The 17109-nt window shown below is 67.1% G+C and carries 19 protein-coding genes and 1 pseudogene; 10 read left to right on the top strand and 10 right to left on the bottom strand.

Annotated elements, in window-relative coordinates; all coding sequences use genetic code 11:
• Positions 1-267 precede the first annotated feature (267 nt).
• Positions 268-468, bottom strand: coding sequence for an SHOCT domain-containing protein (locus ABD709_RS09885; protein WP_344774820.1), 201 nt, complete (start codon positions 466-468; stop codon positions 268-270).
• Positions 469-914: 446 nt separating this feature from the next.
• Between ABD709_RS09885 and ABD709_RS09890 the strand changes: the two genes are divergently transcribed.
• From ABD709_RS09890 to ABD709_RS09905, 4 genes are all read left to right on the top strand, one after another.
• Complete coding sequence (locus ABD709_RS09890; RefSeq protein WP_344774822.1) at positions 915-1106, top strand: hypothetical protein; 192 nt, start codon at positions 915-917, stop codon at positions 1104-1106.
• 338 nt (positions 1107-1444) lie between these two features.
• Positions 1445-1636 carry a helix-turn-helix transcriptional regulator gene (locus ABD709_RS09895; RefSeq protein ID WP_344774824.1) on the top strand — a complete coding sequence of 64 codons (192 nt, stop codon included), beginning with the start codon at positions 1445-1447 and terminating at the stop codon, positions 1634-1636.
• A 234-nt stretch (positions 1637-1870) separates the two neighbouring features.
• Complete coding sequence (locus ABD709_RS09900) at positions 1871-2503, top strand: hypothetical protein (protein ID WP_344774826.1); 633 nt, start codon at positions 1871-1873, stop codon at positions 2501-2503.
• A gap of 256 nt (positions 2504-2759) precedes the next feature.
• Positions 2760-3878: a hypothetical protein gene (locus ABD709_RS09905; protein ID WP_344774828.1), complete on the top strand. Its 1119-nt coding sequence runs from the start codon at positions 2760-2762 to the stop codon at positions 3876-3878.
• 1097 nt (positions 3879-4975) lie between these two features.
• On the opposite strand, the gene ABD709_RS09910 is transcribed toward ABD709_RS09905, so the two are convergent.
• Both ABD709_RS09910 and ABD709_RS09915 read right to left on the bottom strand, forming a co-directional pair.
• Entirely contained in the window at positions 4976-6898 is a 1923-nt protein-coding gene (locus tag ABD709_RS09910; RefSeq protein ID WP_344774830.1) for a tetratricopeptide repeat protein, read from the bottom strand.
• 774 nt (positions 6899-7672) lie between these two features.
• A complete protein-coding gene (locus ABD709_RS09915) occupies positions 7673-7867 on the bottom strand; it encodes a hypothetical protein (RefSeq protein WP_344774832.1) in 195 nt (64 codons plus the stop codon).
• A 285-nt stretch (positions 7868-8152) separates the two neighbouring features.
• Here ABD709_RS09915 and ABD709_RS09920 point away from each other — a divergent pair, with 285 nt between their 5' ends.
• The gene (locus tag ABD709_RS09920; protein ID WP_344774834.1) at positions 8153-8986 is read left to right on the top strand and encodes a S1 family serine peptidase; all 834 of its coding nucleotides are present in this window, start codon (positions 8153-8155) and stop codon (positions 8984-8986) included.
• Between the two features lie 12 nt (positions 8987-8998).
• Here the strand turns inward: ABD709_RS09920 and ABD709_RS09925 are convergent, their stop codons facing one another.
• Both ABD709_RS09925 and ABD709_RS09930 read right to left on the bottom strand, forming a co-directional pair.
• Positions 8999-10081 (bottom strand): hypothetical protein, encoded by a 1083-nt coding sequence (locus ABD709_RS09925; protein WP_344774836.1) that lies wholly within the window; start codon positions 10079-10081, stop codon positions 8999-9001.
• The gene (locus ABD709_RS09930) at positions 10078-10335 is read right to left on the bottom strand and encodes a hypothetical protein (RefSeq protein ID WP_344774838.1); all 258 of its coding nucleotides are present in this window, start codon (positions 10333-10335) and stop codon (positions 10078-10080) included. The genes ABD709_RS09925 and ABD709_RS09930 overlap by 4 nt, the downstream gene beginning before the upstream one ends.
• A 202-nt stretch (positions 10336-10537) precedes the next feature.
• Here ABD709_RS09930 and ABD709_RS09935 point away from each other — a divergent pair, with 202 nt between their 5' ends.
• The 4 genes from ABD709_RS09935 to ABD709_RS09950 are packed head-to-tail and all read left to right on the top strand — an operon-like array spanning position 10538 to position 12015.
• Positions 10538-10750: a hypothetical protein gene (locus ABD709_RS09935; protein WP_344774840.1), complete on the top strand. Its 213-nt coding sequence runs from the start codon at positions 10538-10540 to the stop codon at positions 10748-10750.
• 1 nt (position 10751) lies between these two features.
• A complete protein-coding gene (locus tag ABD709_RS09940) occupies positions 10752-11141 on the top strand; it encodes a TadE/TadG family type IV pilus assembly protein (RefSeq protein ID WP_344774842.1) in 390 nt (129 codons plus the stop codon).
• Positions 11138-11584, top strand: a complete 447-nt coding sequence (locus ABD709_RS09945; protein WP_344774844.1) for a hypothetical protein — start codon at positions 11138-11140, stop codon at positions 11582-11584. The genes ABD709_RS09940 and ABD709_RS09945 overlap by 4 nt, the downstream gene beginning before the upstream one ends.
• Positions 11584-12015 (top strand): pilus assembly protein TadG-related protein, encoded by a 432-nt coding sequence (locus ABD709_RS09950; RefSeq protein WP_344774846.1) that lies wholly within the window; start codon positions 11584-11586, stop codon positions 12013-12015. Before ABD709_RS09945 ends, ABD709_RS09950 begins: the two co-directional genes overlap by 1 nt.
• Before the next feature lie 8 nt (positions 12016-12023).
• Here the strand turns inward: ABD709_RS09950 and ABD709_RS09955 are convergent, their stop codons facing one another.
• The gene (locus ABD709_RS09955; RefSeq protein ID WP_344774848.1) at positions 12024-12698 is read right to left on the bottom strand and encodes an NADP-dependent oxidoreductase; all 675 of its coding nucleotides are present in this window, start codon (positions 12696-12698) and stop codon (positions 12024-12026) included.
• A 56-nt stretch (positions 12699-12754) separates the two neighbouring features.
• Positions 12755-12958: pseudogene (locus tag ABD709_RS21445) on the bottom strand (NADP-dependent oxidoreductase); the annotation flags it as partial.
• A gap of 113 nt (positions 12959-13071) precedes the next feature.
• Between ABD709_RS21445 and ABD709_RS09960 the strand changes: the two are divergent.
• On the top strand, positions 13072-13584 hold the full coding sequence (locus ABD709_RS09960; protein ID WP_344774850.1) for a MarR family winged helix-turn-helix transcriptional regulator: 513 nt from the start codon (positions 13072-13074) through the stop codon (positions 13582-13584).
• Positions 13585-13735: 151 nt separating this feature from the next.
• Here the strand turns inward: ABD709_RS09960 and ABD709_RS09965 are convergent, their stop codons facing one another.
• Genes ABD709_RS09965 through ABD709_RS09975 form a run of 3 tightly spaced genes read right to left on the bottom strand, consistent with a single transcriptional unit; the run spans position 13736 to position 17061 of the window.
• Entirely contained in the window at positions 13736-15157 is a 1422-nt protein-coding gene (locus tag ABD709_RS09965; RefSeq protein WP_344774852.1) for a calcium-binding protein, read from the bottom strand.
• 27 nt (positions 15158-15184) lie between these two features.
• Positions 15185-15868 carry an HNH endonuclease family protein gene (locus ABD709_RS09970; protein ID WP_344774854.1) on the bottom strand — a complete coding sequence of 228 codons (684 nt, stop codon included), beginning with the start codon at positions 15866-15868 and terminating at the stop codon, positions 15185-15187.
• An 11-nt stretch (positions 15869-15879) separates the two neighbouring features.
• Positions 15880-17061, bottom strand: a complete 1182-nt coding sequence (locus ABD709_RS09975) for a lysozyme family protein (protein ID WP_344774855.1) — start codon at positions 17059-17061, stop codon at positions 15880-15882.
• Positions 17062-17109: the final 48 nt, after the last annotated feature.

A 17109-nucleotide genomic window follows, 5' to 3' on the forward strand; every position in this document is an offset into this window, starting at 1 on the left:
TGGGTCTCCTCCTGCTGCCGAACCCTGAAACGGACGTGTGGCTGTCCGGCTCTCTGCATGGAGCCGACTTCGACGGTTCGCTGCTGGTGTCGCGAGCGTTGGGATGGGTGCCGTTGCTCGATGAGGACGGGCTGTTCATCGAGGAAGGCACCACGGCTGACGGGGGCCTCGCCATCGCTCTCGCTGCCGAGGGCATCGTGAGTCGCCCGACGATTCCGGAGATGGTTGGCGCCCGCGCGGCTCTACTAACCGCAGCTCGCGTGATGCCTAGCGTTCTCCCGCACCGCGCAGCAGGCGCCTGACCGCATCGCGGAACTCGTCTTGAGTGATATCCCCACGCTCGCGTGCTTCGTCCAGTGCGCGGAGCTTTGCTCCTGGCGTTCCGCGAGCGGGTTCGTCAACGAGTTCGCCGCCGAGGATCGCAAGTCCGAGCTGGAGGCTCTCGGCGCGCTTGGCATCGTTCAACACGGCTCCATCCTGTCACCGCCCAGCACTCCGTGAATGCCTTCAATCAGCCTCGGTGAAGGCCCCTCGGCGAGGGCCTCGGTGCCCTTCTCTTGTCCCCCTGGCGGGATAGAGTCCGCGCGCTGCACTAGCGACGGAGTGGAGCCAATGCGAGAGCACTACATGCGCACGACATGACGCACCGACACCGGGTTGGGCGCTACTGCGGTGCGCCCAACTACAGGAAGGAAGGTGCAGGGATGGCGATGCGGCTAGGGAGATACACGCATCGGTGGGACCACGCGACACAGCGATATTTACCGGGCCCAGGGCGCCCGAAGGGCTCCAGGAGCGCCGATCTCTCCGGGCAGGTCTTCGACCACTTGACGGTGATCGAGCGCGTCGGCGATCACGTCACGCCGTCAGGCGGGACCCATGCCCGATACCGGTGTAAGTGCGATTGCGGAGCCGTGACCTTCGTGCTCGGACACAACCTGACCAACCATCGCACGACGAGTTGCGGACACATCGGCAAGGACCCCGCGACCCGTGGCCGCGCCGAGCGGCAGGAACCACCGCCCGTGATGTACGACCGGGAGCGCATCAGACAGTCCATCGAGGAGGAACGTCAGCGGGAGCGACGCCGCAACGGGCTGTGGTGATTCAGGGCCGAAGCCTCTGAAACGTGTATGGGAAAAACCCTTAGGGGGTGAGGGGCTGTTACCGAGAGGGACATTCTCGTAGGTCCCGGTACCCCTCAAGTCTGTCCACGAGCCAGTTGCCTTCGGCTTGTGGACGCGGGTAGGGCGTCCCTTGTCGGGCGCCCGCGTAGCACCTAGGCGCGCTCTCGTCGTCCTCCACCTGGGTTGGCCCCTAGACGTGCTCCCCATTGCTCTCCTCCCTCTCTCATGTTCTCGGAGGGGGAGGAGAGCCCCCTTAGTCCTGCATCCATGCCCGAGCAGACAGCTCGGTCAATTCCGCTCCGTCAAGGAGGCCACCTATGGAAACCATCCTGTTGACCCGTGATCAACTCGCTGAACGCTGGCACATCTCCCCGCTCTCGCTCCGCAACCTGGCGTCCCTTGGGAAGGGGCCTGCAGTAACCAAGATCGGAGCGAGGCCGCTCTATCGCCTTGCCGACGTAGAGGCCTACGAACTCGCGCATCGGCTCACTCTCGGTCAGCCCGAGTGAGTCAGTACCGAGACCGGACCGGCCAACGCATCGGGTCGCTTGAGGTCCTCTCCGACTGGAAGCGCACCAAGGCCGGGAAGGTGGTCTGGAGATGCATCGACCACCGGACAGGCGCGGACCGGTACCTAAGGACGGATCAGCTCATTCGGATGGACAGAGACCAGGGGCGCCAGGACGGCGCCAGTCGACGGCACTTCGCCGAGGGATCAACTGCGAGCAGAGAGACGGGGTGGAGTGATCGAATGGCAAGAGGTCGATGAGACCACCGGGGAGATCCGCGACATTCGGATTGACCCAGATGCCCAGCGCGCGGTCGGGGTCGTGCATCGGGGTTACGAACGCCCCCGGACGGTTCGGGACGTTCACCGCATCCTCACTCATGACGCGGTGATCGACCGTGGCGGCGACCGGATGCGCTACGGGGGCACCACGGATGGCATGAGACGCGACCTCCTGAGGCGTGCCATGGGTGGCCCTCAGAGCGGCGAGGATAGGGCGCCAACGGGCTACGCAGCGGACTGGTTCACTGCCGTTCTCGGCGGCATGTACTCCAACACGCAATGGCTTGATGGAGGCTCCGGACTGGTTCCCCCGAGCGGTGTTCACGTCGCGCGACAGCTTGCACGGCTCGCGGGCAATGGTGACGCAGTCACGATCCCAGAGCGGTCGCTCGCCGACGCGGTCGGACGTACGGACGCGGCAGGGCGACACATCGCCTATACCCAAGGCGGCATCGAGGCTCTGATCCGCCACGGCTTCCTTGCGAAGATCGTGACCGGCAGAGGGCGAGGAGCCCGGACTACCTACCGGCTGGTGCGACCCCGCTTCGGTATTGCACAGGAGGTAGAGGCATCACCGTCTGAGTAATGCACAGAAGGTAGAGGCCTCACTCGCTCGGTCAAGTCTCTATCCGCACCGTCCCCACGGTGGGTGCGGACCACCGACCGACGTGCACCGCCCGCCGACGCTCAGCGAGGTAGCACCGGAGGTGGGCATCGAGAAGCTTGGTTCGGCCTTCACGGCTTGGACCCAAAGACCTTTGGTCCAAAGGACCTGAGGCATACGGGAGCGCCCTTCAGGGCGCTCTTTCTGTTTCAACCCAACAACCCAAGGAGGAAACGCATTGGCGAACTCGAACGCCAAGAACATCAAGGCCATGGTCGGACGTGCGGAGGAGAACCTCCGAGCGACTGAGGACGAGGCCATTGAGGAGATCGACTCTCTAACCGAGAGGCTCACTGAGCTGGAAGCTCGGTTGAGCACAGCAGAGGCAGAGGTCAAGAAGATTGAGCGCTCCTGGCTCTCCGGCGAGGACGTTCCCGCTTCGGACCTTGCTCTTGCACAAGCAGAGGTTGAGAAGCTCAGCACTCAGATCAAGGGCGCGACCGCTACGCGGTCCGCGCTTACGCACAGGATCACTTCGGCCCGTGACTGTGCCGTTGCCGACGCGCTTGCTCCGATCGTCGAGAGCATCCTCCCCGGCGTCCCGGTCGTCTCGACCTATGCCGATACGGACTACTGGTCTCCTCTGGACAGCTCGGCCCGTCCCGCCGTCGTCATCGTCCAGACCAACGCCTCAATGCACAATGCGAGGTCGGGCGCCCTGAGCGCCGACCTCATCACCGTCCGCTACTTGCGCTCCACCATTCATGTCCCGCTCGACTTCGCACAGATCGACAAGGCGTGCTTCACGCAAGGCATCAACGTGCAGAATCGGTACGGGACTCTCGGCTCCGGTGCTGAGTTCGTGACCGACGTAGTAAAGCTTGACGTTCGTGCCATCTGGGGAGGCTTGCCCGCCCTTGCTGAGGCGGACGTGTCCGCCGCGCAGAACATCGGTCAGGCCGTCGCCTCCTCGGCTATCGCCTATGACCGGGACCTTGGCGCCGTTGTAGTCAGCCGGGGTGCTGGATTAGAGCGCACGGGGGAGATTGTCACGCTCCGAAGCCCGAAGCTCACCGTTGTCGTAGGCAAGCCCGAGCTTGCCGAGACGGTTGAGGATGGAACCCGAACCATCGCCTTCCGGCAGACCCTCGGCGTCAACACCTCCCATGACCTCGGGACCATCGAGGCTTGCTTCAACCAAGGGATCAACAAACTGCCCGGAGTCGTCGCAGGTCTCGGCGTTGTCGAGGGACTGTCCGTCGTCCGGGGCATGCGCGAATCGCAGGGCACCCCGTACACGCCATTCATCATCACGGGGAGGTTCACCTCCCGAGTCTCTGACTCGGTGGCAGCTTGAGCAGCGGTGTGCTCGCAGAGCCGCACGAACCCTGGGAGCACCTTCTCCCGCTGCTACCTGGACAGGAGCGCCGACAGGCGCGGCTGTTCGTTCCCAAGCAGCTTCCCGGTGCAACCGTCCGCTTCCTCGGGTCCCTCAGGACCCCCGAAGGTGCGCCGTGAAGTCCGGACCTAAGCCCTTGGATGACATCGCACCCGGCCAGCGCTTCGGGATGCTCACGGTGACAGCGCCCGCTCCGATGCGCGGGCCACACCGAATGTGGCGGTGTCGCTGCGACTGTGGCGGACCGATCACTACCAGGGCAACGAACCTGCGGACAGGGCGAGCCGCCTCATGCGGCTGCCAGAGGCACCGACCTATCAAGAACGACGGGGCGGACCGTGGCTATCAACGGGCTCACCAACGCATTCGCAATCACCGAGGGCCAGCGTCGGCTTACCGGTGCGCGGACTGCGCCGCACGAGCTGCTCACTGGTCCCACGTCGGCGGATGCGCAGAGGAGAAGCGCGGACCAAGGAAGGCGTCTGAGCCTGATCGAACTGTCCTCGCCTACTGCGACCACCCCGAGCACTACCAGCCCCGGTGCCGTTCGTGTCATGCGTTGCTCGACGCGGACCAGCGGGCAGATCGCCCGAGCGTTCGGCGACTGCGGGCGAACGTCTTGATTGGCTCGGAAGGAGGTGACCCATGCACCTTGCTGACCGAAACGCCGTCGGCGCTTGGCTGATCGAGCTGGCGCACGACGCCATCGCTCTTGGCAACCTTCCGGCTCGGAAGTCCGGCCCAGGCGACGTGTGACGGAGGACGAGCTAGAGCGCGTTCTCCGCGACGTGGCTAGCCACTACTGCTCCTAGTCACCCCATCGCCCCGGCAAGTCCCCATTGGTGCCTTGTCGGGGCCTTCTAGCCGTCCATTCGGCGCCGAGCCTCTTACTTCCTTCGCGAGTGCCTCGCCCTTGGGATCTCTGGGGCGGCCCGAGGCGGACAGTCCAGTGGCGATGGTGTGCTCGTGCCGAGATCCGGGCACCGAGGCTGACTGGGGTGGGCCGGGGTGTACTCGCCGGTCCCACGTGGCGGGGCAGGGGTGTGGCGTCGCAACTACAGGCTGTCGTTCACAAGCAACGCTGCGAGTTCGCGTGCAACGGTCTGCTCGGTGGCCGTTCCACCCAGGGCCATTGCCTGCATAGTGAGAGCAGTGGGAAGCGGTCCTGACGCCACCAAGTCAGCGATGCGATCACGGTGGGATCCCTCTCCTGCAATCTCGAGCATGGCCAGCAGCTCCATCTCTACCTCCCGAGGAAGCGGCAGGTGGCCCTGCAGGGAGTGAAGCAAGTCGACCGCCGCAGAACGATCTCCACTAGCCCACAGCACAGCTGCAAGATTAATCTGAACAGAAGCGGATTGGTCGGGCGGCACTATGGCCGTCGCCTCACGAAGGTGTTTCAGAGCCGCCTCAAAGTTCTGTTCAAGAGCGAGCGCCAATCCCCAGTTGAGGTGGATGGCCCAGTGGGTCGGTAGTCGCTTGATAGCCTTGCGATAGTAATATGACGCCGTTGACGGATCCCCCGTGAGTAGGCATACGTCCCCTGCCATCGTCAGGAGGTCCGCGTTAGTTGGATCCGCGACGCACGCCTGCTCCAACCGTGCGCGGCCCTGCTCGGGGAGGCCTAGATAACGGAACTCCGCAAAGCCGACGTGCCCAAGAACTTCCTGATTTGTCGGAAACCGTTCGCGAGCGCTGGCCAGAAGATCGACGGCTTCGTCTTTGCCTCTCCCGGTCTCAAGAAGCAGTTGCGCCAGCCGGACTGGCGCCATCGGACAATCCTTGTCCCTGCACGCTTTCCGAAAGAGCGCTTCTGCTTCCGCTTCATCTCGGTACGCGTAGAGACGGAAATTGGCGTATCGGACAATCTCATTGGAGGGAATTTTGTTCTTCCAAATTGCAAATGCCTCCTGGAATAGTCCTTCCGCTGTCGCGGCGTCTCCCAAGTCAACCCACACCCGTCCTGCGAGATTTACGCGTGGCGTCGGATAGGTTTCATCCAACTCGCACGCTCGGGTATACGCGCGTCTAGCTTCCTCGAACCGGCCTCGCCCGGCGAGATCGGCGCCATAGTTATTCCAGACCGCGGCGCTATGCGGAGTGAGTCGCAGCTGTCCTTGCCAGTACTTCTCGCCAGTGCCTATAAACGCATGCGTGGTCCCTCTGATTTGAATGGGCGACGGGTGCCCGTCAGGCTTGATTGCTGGTCGGAACACTGTCTGAAGCTCGTGCATCATTAGTTGCACATCGGGCGGAATGAACGGGCTGTCAAGTTGACCACCCGAAAGAAACGGTTGACTTGACCCAGATCCGGTCGCATGAATGGTAGCGGTGTAACATCCCGGACTCACGGAAAGAGACCGTGCGCTAACCCACTTATTTATCTCTGCGAGGGACCGCTGGATCGCGGAATCGTCGGCCTCCGACCTAACTAGAAGCCTTGCCTTCTCAATGTCTTCCGGCTTCTCGACTCCGGTCACGCCAGTCGTAAAATAGATGGGTGCCTTCGGTCGAATGCCGCTTACTGCGAACCGATCGGCAGCTAGACCTTCGCGCTTGACTCGACCGTTGAAGAATGCCTCGAAGTTAGATACCAAGACGATCCGTGCCTGTGTTCCGCTGAAGCCGCCAACCACAAATGTCGTCCGGCGGACAAGCGCGTCCCGGATGTAAGCAGCAGAGGACTGCGCCGACGAGCGCAGGCTTTCGACGATCCGATCCAGGAAGTCCGGTCCGGGCTCCAGCGTTCCCAAGCGGCGCACGATCCACTCGCCAACGGGAATGCTGTCGAGGTGGGCCAATCCAGTGACGCCGACCAGCGCGGATCGTTCCGTCCCGACACGAACGAGCTTGTGCGCGGAGTCCTCGATTAGCCGCTGGGTGCGCGCGTCCGTCAGTCGAAAGTCGCAAGCAAGATGCACGGAGCGTCTCCCAGCAAGTACCTGGACTAATGTCACCTGCAATCCTGTGCGCGTCATGGCCGAAAAAATCAAGGCGACTCGCCCAGCAGCGCCGTTCTGTCGGCTTCAAAGGAGCGGGTGGTCCACCGGCGAATCTGCAACTGAAGCGCGGCGGCTACCGCCGCCCGGCGTGTGCGCTTGAATTGCTGCCGCTCTGGCGGTCGCCATGACGCGACTGAAGAGCAGTGAGCTTCGGTGCAGACATCTCTCTCAGCGCCTGCGGCAGGGCGTCGTTCGGGGGAGGTTAAGACGAGCCCGGATTGTGGCCGCATAGTGCCCGTAGTACAGCCTGTTGGCGCGGGCGTTTAGGCGCAACCATCCGCGAGCACTAGCGGCAGAACCCTGGGCACGCCGAATCTCTGAGGCGCGGGTGTCCACAGCGGCCAGCTTGTTGACGAGATGAGCGACGTAGCTCGGCCAGTCAGCAGGAGGGTTGTACAGCGCGCGGACCCATCGGTACAAGGCTCGTCCGTACATTCCAGACAGACGACGTATCTCCGGAAGGCGTCGCGCGACCTCGTGCGCGGTAATCCGATTGCGACCGTGCCAGATGCGTCCAAAGAAGGCGTTGCTTGCGCAGGTCACGGGCCGGACGTGCTTCTTGTAGTACATCGCAGCGCGATGGTGCGACATCTCTTCTGTGCCTCGGGCTGCGGTCGACGGACCCGCAACGAGCAAACCGCCGAGCAAAGCGGCAGCGAGGAGCATCACGAAGGGAGCACGCATGCCGACAGTGTGAGACTGCTCGTGAGCGCTGTCTCTAACTTCGGCGAACTGCTGATCTGCCAAGCTCTACCGGTCCCTTTCGGGCCGGTAGGGGCCCATTCTTTGTCTCTGGCCGAGCCCTGTGGATGACGAGGTGCGCGCCGCGCGGATCGGGCAGACGATGGCGCCATGCAGGAAGAATGGACCGACCTCGATGACGCCTATCTCGAAATCTTCGGCGAGCACCCCGATGCTGAAACAAAAGATGCTGACGACAACCAAACGCCTAGCGTAGACAGCACGCTCCCGCTGACCAGTGGCCCGAGACCCCGGTCATCAGGCTGGAGCGGTCGCCCCACTCGTGCCCCCTGACGAGTGGGGCGGTCCTATGTGTGTAGGGGCCGTTGCGACCCTAGACCGTGGCAACTTGCGGGCTGCTGTCCAACACCAGGGAGGCTCACATGCCCCAAGGGGGTTGCTCCCCCACCCCTCGGGCTCAGGCGTTCAGCCATACCCCGTTCGGGCGTGCGCGTTCCCATGTCAGCCTTGCAGGATCGTCTCCATACTGTGCGTGTGCTCGACCTAGCGTTCCCGACCGCTGCGCTCTACAGCGCTCGACTGCTCAACGTCGTATTCCGTACTAAGGACGGCGACGAAAGGTCGGGAATGGGAACCTGTTTCGTCGTGAAGGCGCCGGATGGTGAAGCGTTCGTAGTTACAGCGCGCCACGTTGTAGACCCCGAGCTGGCCCTCATAAAGTTCCCGGGCGCTGACCTCGCCGCCATCTTCATGGCGGGTTGGCACTACAGCAAAGAGGTCGAGGATCAGCGGACCTTCACCGCCCTGTTCCCGCCGACGTTCCTTTGCAGCGAGGATCCCAACGTCGATCTGGCGATCATCCCCCTAAAGACGAGCCTGGCGTTGCCAAAGGGTGGCGGGATCAGCGAATGGATCCCGTTCGACTGGCTCGCGGCAGAGTCGGAATATCTGGACGACATCCGTGTAGGTGACTTCCTGGCTTCGCCGGGATTCACCAAGCTGCCCGGTACCGAGCTGGACAGGCCCGTCCTTCTGACAGGACTCATCGCAGGTGATCCGCGCTTTCCTATAGACGTAGCGCGCCCGGGTGGGTCTGTTGCGCGAGCCGTGCTCTATCAGTCGCTTAGTCGATCTGGGCTGTCGGGCGCCCCTGTCTTCGCCACACAGCGGGGCTTCAAGTATGGCGAAGGGCTTGTCGGTCCTGAGCCTCGACCGCTTCGGTTGGTTGGCGTCAACACAGGCAGCTTCCAGGACTCACAGGAGACTCCATTGCAGTTCTCCTACTTCACTCGATCGACCGACCTGCTCGCCCTATTGAGCGAGCCGCACCGCCGGGTTGACTGGCGGTCCACCCGTGAGTAGGCGCTCTCCTGCTTACGAAACGTCATCCTGCCGATTGTTCTCGGACTGACCATCGGCTGGCGGTAGGCCGTCTGCGTTGGGGTTGTCCTTGAATGCCGGTGAGTGGGGTGGATGCGTGATTGCTGAACGGTGAGAGTCGATCCGAGCACTCGCCTGTGTGCTCGACGCTTCCCACTCCTCTCGACTCAGGGGCTTCAGCCCCGCTGCGGTCAGCTCAGCCGCATCGATGCTGGTGTGAGACCAGGGGCCGAGCGTTCCATCGGTGGCGATTGTGTATCTGCTCAGGGTCAGCGGATAGTTGAGGTTGAGGAACTCGGTTCGATACCGGGACAACGCGGTCAGGTCCCTCGCCTCGTCAGGAAACAACATGGGTCGAACCGCCCGGTAGACCCGTGCCATTCCATGTATCGACGCGGCCAGAACGTCGTCTAGCGCGACGTCCTCATCCAGAGTCAGGAGCCACCGCCGCGTTTTGTTCTCCAGCCTTTCGAGCAACTTCGTGCGGTCTAGCACGCAGGCCACGGTGAACGTCGGGTCTTGGCCCAGCGCCGTGATCTTCGATCCGCCGTGCACTTTGAGAGCTTCCATGGTCCTGTGACTGAAGACCTGCCGAAGCTTGTCGGCAAGGAGGAAGTGCGGGTTCTCGTCGTAGACGGCTGTGAACACAGCCGACGCGGGTTCCCACAGCTCTTTCCCTCCGCGATGCCGCAGCTCGGCCTCCACGTACTCCCCAAAGGAGTAGACGGCGTTGACGGCTGCAAACGCGGTGACTCGCGCGACCCGCGTCACCTCAGCGGGAGAGACCCGAGCGCCCGACTCAAGGGCTTGAAGGTAGCGGCGGACCGTGTCATGCAGCGTGAAGCGAAGATCGCCAAGGATCTCGATCATCGGCGGATGGTTCGCCTGCTTAATGCGGTCGTATGCGGCTGCCAGTTCGTCATGTTCAGCGACTGACAGGTTGTACGCCGGGAAGCACTCCATGTCCGGTTCGGAGTCTTCGAACGTCCGGAGGTACTCCAACCGACACATGGCGTCGTACGAATCCACGGGCTCCTCCTGCCCGTCCCCGAGCGGGCTCCCGTGGGCGGTGGTCATTCGGTCAGGCCCTTACTTTGGGCCAGTTCATGGATCTTCGTGAGGTCGCTGAGAGCAAGGCCGAGCTTGATGCCGCTGGAGGAGGTCACCTGGATGCGCAATGCGCCCTTGCCGTTCCGGGATGCGGTGATGAACTCGGCCTCAATGCAGGCCAGGGTCTCAATCGCCTGAAGCACGTCTAGGCATCCGTCCACGCTGCCCTTGTAGGTGACATCAATGGTGAACTCGACAGGGGGTGAGGGGTAGACCGTCATGTCGCCTCGCACCTTTCTCGGTTGTGGAGAGCACGAGCGTAAAGAGGGACGCCGACACAACCGGCGAAGTTGGCCGAACCCTTCGCAGGGTGCAACTTTCAAACACCCTTGATGGATGAAAGAGCTTCGCCTTCTGGCCCGGCCTCGTCGGGCTCTCCCTCACCACGCACTGACCAGCAGCACTCTCGGGAAGGACCCGCCGATGGACCCGCACCACCTGCTCCGGAAGCTCCGGCAGCTCCGGGCGAGGCTCGTGCTCGCCCTCACCGGTCTACGGCCGCACGACGACCGGGGAGACGTACCGGGCTGGGTCCTGGTCACCGTCATGACCGCGGCACTCGTCTCGGCGCTCTGGGGCATCGCCCAGGGACAGCTGTCCGAGATGCTCCGGCACGCGCTGAGCTCCGTGAAGTGAGATGAGCCGCCGCCGTCGTGATGGCGAGCGGGGCGCCGCCGTCGTCGACTTCGTCCTCGCGCTGGTGGTGCTGGTCCCGCTCGTGCTGGGCATCATCCAGGTCGCCCTGGTCCTGCACGTCCGGTCCGTGCTGGCCGCGGCGGCTTCGGAGGGAGCGCGGTACGCCGCCACCGCCGACCGCGGACCAGGCGACGGGATCGCCCGCACCCGGGAGCAGATCGACGACGCGCTCGCCGGCAGCTTCGCGCAGGACGTGAGCGCCCGTCCGGCCACGGTCGCCGGCCAGCCCGGCATCGAGATCGTCGTCCGCGCCGAGGTTCCTGCTCTCGGCCTCGGCGGGCCCGCGGTCACCCTCACCGTGACCGGACGGGCGATCGAGGAGCAGCCGTGATCCGCCGCGACGAACGGGCCAGTGCCACGGTCGAGCTGGTGTGGCTGGGCCTGTTGCTGCTCGTGCCCCTGATCTGGCTGGTGGTCTCGGTCTTCGACGTGCAGCGCGGGTCGTTCGGCGTCGCGGCCGCCGCACGGGCGGCGGGTCGCGCCTTTGCGCTCGCTCCCGACGACGCGAGCGGGCGTCAGCGGGCCGAGGCGGTGGCCCGGCAGGCGCTCGCCGACCAGGGGCTCGGCGGTGCACCGCTGCGGCTCTGGGTCACCTGCACGCCGTACCCCTCGGACTGCCACAACGGCACGTCCGTCATCACCGTGCACGTCCGGACCAGCGTGGTGCTGCGGATGCTGCCCGACGTGCTCGCCTCCGGGCAGCCCACCTTCTCGCTCTCCGCGACCCAGACAGTGCCGATCGGCCGCTACGTCGAGATCGACCGGCCGCGCTGATGCGGCGCGACGAGCGGGGCCAGGCGAGCCTGCTGATCATCGGCTTCGCGGTCGTGATCGTCTCCCTGATCGTGGTCGTCGTCGACGCCAGCGTCGCCTTCCTCGAGCGGCAGAGCCTCGACAGCCTCGCCGACGGTGCCGCGCTGTACGGCGCCGACGCGGCCGCGCAGGGAACCGAGGTCTACACCGGCGGGATCGGCAAGGGCGACCTCGACCTCACCGCGGCCAGGGCCCGCGCCGGCGTTGCGGAGTACCTCCGGAAGGTCGGGGCGTACGCCGACCACCCCGGCCTGTCCGCGCACGTCACCGTCCACGGCGACTCGGTCGTCGTCCGGATCTCCTCGCGGATCGACCTGCCCTTCTCGGTCCCCGGCGGGCCGGAGGTCGCGGGCGTGAGCTCGACGGGCTCGGCGGTCGTGCGCCCGGACTAGCTGCCCCGTCACGGAAGGACGACGAGCTTGCCGGGGAGGGTCCCGGCGGCGGCCCGGGCGTGGACGTCGGGCAGGTCGGCAAGGACGACGCGCTCGGCGATGTCGACGGTCAGCTCGCCGCGGTCGACGCGGGCGACGAGCTCGGCCAGCTGGTCCGCGTCGCTGCGGACATAGAGGTCGATCCCGCGGACGCCGCGCTGCTCGTCGCCGGGAGCGGGCATCCAGACAGTCGTGTTGACGACGACGCCGCCGTCGCGGACCCGGCCGGCCAGCGCCTCGAACTGGTCGGGGGTGATGGGGGCGAGGTTGAGCAGCACGTCGGCCGGCTCATCGATCGCCGCAGCGACGTCGGTCGCGGTGTGGTCGATGATCTCGTCCGCGCCCTGCGCGAGGAGCCTGTCGTGGGATCGGCCGCTGCCGGTGGCGATGACGTGGGCGCCGGCCGCCTTGGCGAGCTGGACTGCGTAGCCGCCGACCGCACCGCTGGCGCCGTTGACGATGATCCGCTGTCCGTCCGTCAGCTCCGCGTGCTCGAACAGCGCCTGCCACGCCGTCAGCCCGACCACCGGCAGGGCGGCGGCGTCGCCGAGCGGGATGCCGGCCGGAGCGGCAGCGAGGCTGGCGGCGTCGACGACGACGTACTCGGCGGCCGCGCCGTTGCTGACGAACGGCAGGAAGCCCACGACGCGGTCACCGACCGTGAGGGTGTCGACGCCTTCGCCTGGGAGTCGACGGTGCCGGCGACGTCGACACCGAGGATGTGGGGGAGGGTCAGGGGCATCGGCTCCTGCATCAATCCCGCCCGGATGTTGCCGTCGACGCCGTTGAACGTTGTCCCGGCCACGCGCACGCGCACTTCCCCCGCCCGGGGCTCGGGGGTCTCGACGTCCCCGTACTGCAGGACGTCCGGGTCGCCGTACTGGTGGAAAACCATTGCCTTCATGGCGGTGCCTTCTCTCGATGAGTCCAAGGTGCTTCGAATTCGAAGCACTAGAGTCACGGTAGCGATGATTCGAATTCAAAGCAAGTGATTCGAACGTGAAGTATGTTCAGGGCATGACGGACGCCGGCCAGTCACCGCTCGACCGCGTCGAGCTGGACGCCTACTTCGCCCTGATCGAGGTCGCGGGCCTGCTGCGCCACGCGGTCGAGCAGCAGCTCCGGGAGCAGGGCGACCTCAGCTACGTGCAGTTCCAGCTGCTCGCGCTGCTCGGCCTGGACTCGCCGACGGGGAGCGAGCGGATGACCGACCTGGCGGACGGTGTGGTCTACAGCCGCAGCGGACTGACCTACCAGGCCGGCCTGCTGGAGAAGGCGGGGCTCGTCACGCGAGCGGCGGCGGCCGACGACGAGCGCGCCGTCCTGGTGACGATCACCGACGCGGGCCGTGAGCGGATCGCGAGGGTGCTGCCTGGGCACGTGGCGGTCATCAAGGACCTGCTGCTGAAGCCGTTGTCGCGGGCCCAGGTCGAGACGCTGCGCTCGGTGCTCGAGCCCGCCCGCGAGCACATGCGGTCCGCCCCGCCGCGCTCGGCGAGGCGACGACGGCGCAAGGAGGGCGACGACTAGGCCGCTCCGCGCCGGAGTCGGGTGAACTCTTCCGCGGGACCCGACGGCACCCTCGTCGAGGGCCACGACCGCTGGGGGCGCCGCGCTGTACGGCGCCGATGCGGCCGCACACGGCACCGAGGTCAGCGAGAGAGCAGCCCCCCCGCTCGTCTCAGCAGCTGTGGGTGACCTCGGCATCGCAGCGGTCGTCGCCCGTCCCGCCGTCCGCGCGGTCGTGGCCGGTGTCTCCCACGAGCACGTCGCGGCCGCCGCGTCCGTCGAGGACGTCGTCACGCTCGCCGCCGTGGATCCCGTTCGCTCCCACCGACCCCAGCAGGACGTCCGCCCATGGGCTTCCGGTGAGGTCCTCGAACCCGAGCACCGTCATCCGCGAGTGCGTGCCGAGCGTGCGCACCGTGCCGGCGGAGAGGTCCGCGCGGACGCCGGCGGGGCGTCCTGGGCTGCTGTCGGCGATCATCAGCGGCACGCCGAGGTGGTCCCGGCCCCGACCGGCGACGAACCGCACCTGGGGGAGCGGCGCGGCCTCTGAGTCGAACGCGTAGGGCGCCCAGGCGACGTCGTCGGCGCCCGCGCCGAGCGAGATCGTGGTGCCGTCCCGCGGGCTGACGTGCACCTCGACGGTGTCCGCGCCGTCGCCGAGATCGGCATCCACCGGAGCGAGCTGGTCCTCGGACGCCCTGCCGAGGAGCAGCAGGTCGGCCCCACCGCGGGCGCGGACCGAGTCGCGGCCCGGACCCGCGGTCGCGATGTCGTCGGCGCCCTGCGACCCGACCACCACGTCGGCGCCGGGCCCGCCGTCGAGCGACGAGCGGCCGCCGGCGACGAGGCGGTCGGCTCCGCCGCTGCCGCGGAGCATCCACCCAGGCGCGGCCGACCGGAGCAGGTCGTCCCCGGACCCACCGTCGAGGTAGCCGTCGATCAAGGCATCGGTCGCGCGATACGGAGGCCGGAAGCCCGGGGCCGTGGACAGCACGTCGTCGCCCGCTCCTCCGTCGACCTGGGCGCCGTCGCCTCCGAGCACGGCGTGGTCGTCGTGGTCGCTGAGCACCACGCTGCTGACGGTGTCGAGGGTGTCGTGTCCCTCACCCGTCACCGTGCCCAGGTCGAGCCGCACGGTCACCCCCCGCGCCGAGTCGGCGTAGCTGACGGTGTCGTCGCCGTGCGGGTGGTCGCCGGTGACCTCCGGACCGTCGCCGACGAGGGTGTCGTCGCCGGCGCCTCCCGTGAGCAGGTCGCCGTAGTAGTAGAAGTGGCTCTCGCCCCACTCCTCACCGCGGCGGTCGTCGCCTCCGATGATGACGTCGTCGCCCGCTCCGCCCTCGAGCCGGTCGTCGTCCGCGTTGCCGCACAGGACGTCGTCGCCACCGAGACCACGGATGACGTCGGACCCTGCGCCGCCGGCGATCACGTCCGATCCCTCGGTGCCATCGAGGACGTCGTCGCCCTCGGTCCCTGGAAGCGTCACGGCGAGGCCGTTGCAGAGAGCCTGCGCCTGGGCCACGGGCGGTCCGCCCACGACGACGGCCGCGCTCGCAAGGGACAGGGAGACGAGGAGGAGTCCGGCGGCGCGCATCCCTCAGGCTACGACGCGCGGAGCGGGCTAGGGGGCGTAGTGGACCGGCGCCCGGCGGACCGTGATGGTCGGGTTGCCGCAGCCGAGGTCGCCCAGGTCCCGCTCGACGAACCGCTTCTCCCGCCTGTTCACGGCGAGGTGCCAGCGGACCTTCACCACGACCCACTGCACGAGGTAGGTGCACTGCCGCTTGGCGGGCATCCAGTCCTGGGGCTCCCGGTCGCCCTTGGACCGGTTGGAGGAGGCGGAGACGGCGATCAACGGTCGCGGGTCGCCGAGGTCGTTGGCGTACCGCTCGCGGGTGGCGGTCGTCCACCGCCACGCGCCGGAGTCCCAGGCCTCCGCGAGCGGGACGCGGTGGTCGATGTCGAAGGTGGACGGGTCCGTCGTGGTGACGCCGTCATAGGCGGAGCGCCAGCGGCCGGTGTAGTCGCAGTCGCCGTCCGGTGCCGTGTCGGGGTCCTTGGACTCGTCGATCAGCACGACGTCCCGGGTGCTGCAGCCGCCGCCCTGGGAGTCCCACAGCGGGAACAGGTCGCGGTCGTAGCCGTCGCGGTGCTCGCGCTTGACCTTGAGCGAGTCGAGGGCCGCCACCACCGTCCCGTCGTACGTCGACCTGACGCGCGCCGGCCGGTCGGCCTCGGCGTGCGCCGAGGGCAGCACGGACAGGGCGAGGGCGGCGACGAGCGTCGCGGGAGCGATCCGGTTCATCGAGCCGAACGCTACGGCGTGGGGCTCTCCGACGGGGAGTCGCTGGGCTCGTCCGTGGGGTCCGTGGCGCACGGGTCGTCGGTCGGCTCGTCGGTGGGCTGGTCCGTCGGCAGGTCGGACGGGGTGCTGCTCGGGTCGTCCATGGTGCACTCGGTCGGGTCGTCGGTCGGGGAGTCCGTCGGGTCCGGGGTGTCGGTGCTGGACGGGTGCGTCGGGTGCGGACCGCCCGGGATGCTCGTCGCCGTGCTGCCGGGAGCCGCGGGGGAGACCGGGTCGGACGGAGTCGCGCTCGGAGCGGCGCCCCGGGCGTTGGCGACGTGCGTCGGGAGGTCGGTGGGGATGACGACCGGACCGGGCACGGTCGTGACCGGCGTCGCCGCCGCCTGCCGGGCGTAGTCGGTGGCCGCGCTCAGGACCGCGCGCACGAACGCGCGGTCGTCGTTGACCCGGCCCACCGCCCTGGCGAGCTCCTTGTCCTTGCGGAGGTCGAGCTGTCCCGAGCACAGCAGCACGGACACGCCGAGGGCGGCGTCGTCGACGTCCTGCGGGTTGCGCTTCCCGTCGCCGTCGGCGTCCACGCCGACCACGTTCCAGGTCGAGGGGGCGAGCAGCATCGGTCCGACCGCGCGGTCGTGCCGCTTGTCGCCGTCCAGCCGTCCGGCGTCGGTGTCGGTCAGCCGCTGCCCGGCGTTGTTGCGGACCACCTTGCCGACCAGGGCCGGCTTGACCACGCCGCGGTGGGTCATCCGGGCGCCGTCCACCAGGCCGTGCTGGCTGACGACCTGCCCCACGCCGGCGAGCACGGTCCAGTCGAGGTGGCAGCTCCGGTCGGCGCGGTCGATCACGTCGGCGGCGCGTTGGTAGGCCGACATCGCCGGCAGCGGGATGGCCGCCAGGTCGGCCCGGACGTCGGCGACCGGCGAGACGCGGACGTCGACGTGCGCTCCGTGGTCGAGGGTCGCCGGCGACTCGAGAGCCGCGTCCGCAGACGAGGTCGGCGCGCTGGCGTCGACCGGCGTCGCGGAGACGTCCGTGGGTCCGGCCGAGGTCAGCGAGAGGGCCGCTGCCGTGACGACGCCCGCGGTGAGCGTGCCGGAGGCCAGCAGGGCCGTCAGGACGGTCCGGCGGGACCCGGGTGCGCGCCGCAGCGCACGACCGATCGGTCGTGCGCTGTGGCGTGGCTGGTCGGGCATCCGCTTCCCCTCGGGTCGGGTCGTCTGGGAGTCAGGACCAAAGCGTGC

The organism is Nocardioides panacisoli (assembly GCF_039537325.1).
In the GTDB taxonomy this organism is placed as follows: Bacteria; Actinomycetota; Actinomycetes; order Propionibacteriales; family Nocardioidaceae; genus Nocardioides; species Nocardioides panacisoli.

What these genes read in the sequence shown, in the direction of transcription:
- ABD709_RS09950 (WP_344774846.1), top strand. Translation starts at nt 11,584, where the DNA reads ATGCGGCGCGACGAGCGGGGCCAGGCGAGCCTGCTGATCATCGGCTTC.
- ABD709_RS09940 (WP_344774842.1), top strand. Translation starts at nt 10,752, where the DNA reads ATGAGCCGCCGCCGTCGTGATGGCGAGCGGGGCGCCGCCGTCGTCGAC.
- ABD709_RS09935 (WP_344774840.1), top strand. Translation starts at nt 10,538, where the DNA reads ATGGACCCGCACCACCTGCTCCGGAAGCTCCGGCAGCTCCGGGCGAGG.
- ABD709_RS09960 (WP_344774850.1), top strand. Translation starts at nt 13,072, where the DNA reads ATGACGGACGCCGGCCAGTCACCGCTCGACCGCGTCGAGCTGGACGCC.
- ABD709_RS09930 (WP_344774838.1), bottom strand. Translation starts at nt 10,335, where the DNA reads ATGACGGTCTACCCCTCACCCCCTGTCGAGTTCACCATTGATGTCACC.
- ABD709_RS09965 (WP_344774852.1), bottom strand. Translation starts at nt 15,157, where the DNA reads ATGCGCGCCGCCGGACTCCTCCTCGTCTCCCTGTCCCTTGCGAGCGCG.
- ABD709_RS09895 (WP_344774824.1), top strand. Translation starts at nt 1,445, where the DNA reads ATGGAAACCATCCTGTTGACCCGTGATCAACTCGCTGAACGCTGGCAC.
- ABD709_RS09925 (WP_344774836.1), bottom strand. Translation starts at nt 10,081, where the DNA reads ATGACCACCGCCCACGGGAGCCCGCTCGGGGACGGGCAGGAGGAGCCC.
- ABD709_RS09975 (WP_344774855.1), bottom strand. Translation starts at nt 17,061, where the DNA reads ATGCCCGACCAGCCACGCCACAGCGCACGACCGATCGGTCGTGCGCTG.
- ABD709_RS09910 (WP_344774830.1), bottom strand. Translation starts at nt 6,898, where the DNA reads ATGACGCGCACAGGATTGCAGGTGACATTAGTCCAGGTACTTGCTGGG.
- ABD709_RS09970 (WP_344774854.1), bottom strand. Translation starts at nt 15,868, where the DNA reads ATGAACCGGATCGCTCCCGCGACGCTCGTCGCCGCCCTCGCCCTGTCC.